4 protein-coding genes are annotated in these 2,918 nt (G+C 70.7%); all 4 read left to right on the forward strand.

Annotation, left to right across the window (positions count from 1 at the left end; all coding sequences use genetic code 11):
- Positions 1 to 369 (forward strand): CoA transferase (locus M0R80_31785; GenBank protein ID MCK9464222.1); only part of this gene is annotated, 369 nt, incomplete at its 5' end.
- A complete protein-coding gene (locus M0R80_31790; protein ID MCK9464223.1) occupies positions 366 to 1,220 on the forward strand; it encodes a xanthine dehydrogenase family protein subunit M in 855 nt (284 codons plus the stop codon). The genes M0R80_31785 and M0R80_31790, both read left to right, overlap by 4 nt.
- Positions 1,217 to 1,693 carry a (2Fe-2S)-binding protein gene (locus tag M0R80_31795; protein ID MCK9464224.1) on the forward strand — a complete coding sequence of 159 codons (477 nt, stop codon included), beginning with the start codon at positions 1,217 to 1,219 and terminating at the stop codon, positions 1,691 to 1,693. The genes M0R80_31790 and M0R80_31795 overlap by 4 nt, the downstream gene beginning before the upstream one ends.
- A partial coding sequence (locus M0R80_31800) for a molybdopterin-dependent oxidoreductase (protein ID MCK9464225.1) occupies positions 1,690 to 2,918 on the forward strand: 1,229 nt, incomplete at its 3' end. The genes M0R80_31795 and M0R80_31800, both read left to right, overlap by 4 nt.

Below are 2,918 nucleotides of genomic sequence, written 5' to 3' on the forward strand. Positions count from 1 at the left end.
ACGAACGAGGGGCGGCGCAGGAACAAGGTCGAGCTCCACGCGTCGATAGAGGCCATCACGAGCCGCCACACCGCGGCGGAGGTCGCACGCGTGCTCGGGGTCGCGTCGATCCCGAACGCGCCGATCACGCCCATCGAGGAGGTCGCAGATCTCCCGTTCGTCGCCGCGACCGCCCTCAGGACCGTGACGCCGGACGGGCGAGTGGTGAGGCTGCCGCCGCCGGCGGTGCCCACCGAGCACCTGAAGGAGGTCGACGGCACGCTCCCGTTCGCCCCGGCGTACGGCGGGCACACCGACGCGCTGCTCGCCGAGGTCGGCGTCTCGGCCCAGGAGATAGCGAAGCTCAGGGAGAGGGGGATCGTCGCATGACGAGGTACGATTACGTCAGGCCGCACAGCCTCGCGGAGGCTCACGCGATGCGGGCCGAGATCGGGGACGCGCGGTTCATCGCGGGCGGGACCGATCTCATGATCCGGATCCGCGGCGGGGAGGTCCGCCCCACGGCGCTCGTCTCGCTGCGCAACATCGAGGATCTCGCCGGCGTCGAGGTGGACGGCGGCGCCCGCATCGGGGCCGCGACGACCATCGCCGACGTCGCGCGGCACGCGGGGCTCCTGGACAGGTTCCCGGCGCTCGTGCAGGCGGCCCGCCGGGTGGGCGGCCCGGCGATCCGCAACGCGGGCACCGTGGGCGGCAACCTCTGCAACGCCTCGCCCTGCGCGGACACGGCGCTGCCGCTCCTCGTCTACGGGGCTTCGCTCCGGATCGAGGGCGCGCGCGGCGGCCGCGAGATCCCGCTCGAGAAGCTCTTCAAGGGCCCGCGGGCGACGAGCCTCGCGCCGGACGAGATCGTGACGCACGTGATCCTGCCCGCCCCGTCCCCGAAGGCGACGGCGGTCTTCCTCAAGAAGGGCAGGGTGGCCATGGACCTCTCGGTCGCGAGCGTGGCCGTGCTGCTCGAGCTCGACGGCGAGACGTGCAGGTCGGCGCGCATCGCGGCGGGCTCGGTCGCGCCGACCCCGATCCGCCTGCCCGGGGCCGAGGCCTGCCTCGCCGGGAAGCGGCTCACCGACGACGTCGTCGCCGCGGCGTGCGAGGCGGCCATGCGGGAGGTCTCGCCCATCACGGACGTGCGCTCCACGGCCGACTACCGCAGGCGGATCATTGGGGTCTACTTGAAGCGGGCGGCGTACGGCCTGCTCGGACGGGTGACGCCATGAGGAAGGAAATCTCTTTCGTGGTCAACGGCGCCGACGTCACGGTGCTCGTCGGCTCTCACGAGCGGCTCGTCGACGTGCTGCGCGGTCCGCTGGGGCTCACCGGCACCAAGGAGGGCTGCGGCGCGGGCGAGTGCGGCGCCTGCACGGTCATCGTCGAAGGTCGGGCGGTCAACTCGTGCCTCTACCCGGCCTTCGAGATCGAGGGCCGGCGCGTGCTCACGATCGAGGGGCTCGGCACCGGGAACACCCTCGGGCCGATCCAGAAGGCGTTCGTGGACGCGGGCGCCGTGCAGTGCGGCTTCTGCACGCCGGGCATGATCATGTCGACCAAGGCGCTCCTCGACGCGACCCCCGATCCCTCGGACGCGGAGATCCGCGGCGCGCTCGTCGGCAACCTGTGCCGGTGCACGGGCTACGTGCAGATCGTCGAGGCCGTGAGGCGGGCGGCCTCCGCCGTCAAGGAGGCCAAATGAGCGCGTTCCACCACATCGGGAAGGAGATCTCGCGCCCCGAGGCGCCGGACAAGGCCGCGGGCCGGGCGATCTACATCCACGACTTCACGCGGCCCGGCATGCTGCACGGCAAGATCAAGTTCAGCGATCAGGTCCACGCGCGGATTCTTTCGATCGATACCTCCAAGGCCGAGCGCCTGCCCGGGGTCAAGGCGGTGCTCACGGCGTACAACACACCCGAGGTCCGCATCGGGTTCCTGCGCGACAATACGGCGCTCAAGAAGGGCAAGGTCCGGCAGTTCCGGGACGAGATCGCGGCCGTGGCGGCGATCGATCCGGACGTCGCGGCCGAGGCTGTTGCGCTCATCGAGGTCGAGTACGAGCCGCTGCCGGCCGTGTTCAGCCCGGCCGAGGCGCTGCGCGAGGGCGCGCCGCTCGTGCACGAGGTCGACCCCCAGGGCAAGCCGCGGACCGACAACCGCCTCGCGCTCAAGTTCCACCACGAGTCGGGCGACCTGCAGGCGGGCCGCGCCGCCGCGGCGCACGTCGTCGAGGGCGAGTTCTCGACGCAGTGGATCCAGCAGAGCTGCATGGGGACGGCCGGGTGCATCGCCGAGTTCGATCTGAACCAGAACCTGACCATGTGGGCCAAGACGCAGATCCCGTTCCTCGCCCAGCGCGACTTTAACCAGATGCTCGCCGAGATCGGGCTCAAGGGGAAGAACAGCCGCGTGATCGTGCCGACGCTCGGCGGCGCGTTCGGCTCAGGGCTCGACACGCACGCCTACGAGTACATCGCGATCCTGCTCGCCCAGAGGACGGGCCGGCCGGTGAAGATGCTGTACACGCGCTGCGAGGAGTTCTCGAACCTCTCGCCGCGGCAGTCGGCGGCCACGAAGATCGTCCAGGGGTGCGACGCGAACGGGAAGCTGACCTTCCGGCACATCGAGTCGGTGCTCGACAACGGCGCGTACACGTCGTGGGGCGCGACCTACCCGTCCGTGATGATGCTGCCCGCCACGTCGCTCTACCGCGTGGCGAACGTCTACTTCGACGCGCGCCTCGTCTACACGAACAACACGTACAGCCAGGCGATGCGCGGCTACGGCAACCCGGAGCTGTGCTGGGCGCTCGAGCAGAACATGGACGAGCTCGCCGAGAAGGCCGGCGTCGATCCGTTCGACCTGCGCATGCTGAACTGCAACGAGCCCGGCGAGCTGACGCCCATGGGGCTCAAGGTGACGAC

The organism is Pseudomonadota bacterium (assembly GCA_023229365.1).
GTDB lineage: Bacteria > Myxococcota_A > Polyangia > JAAYKL01 > JAAYKL01 > JALNZK01.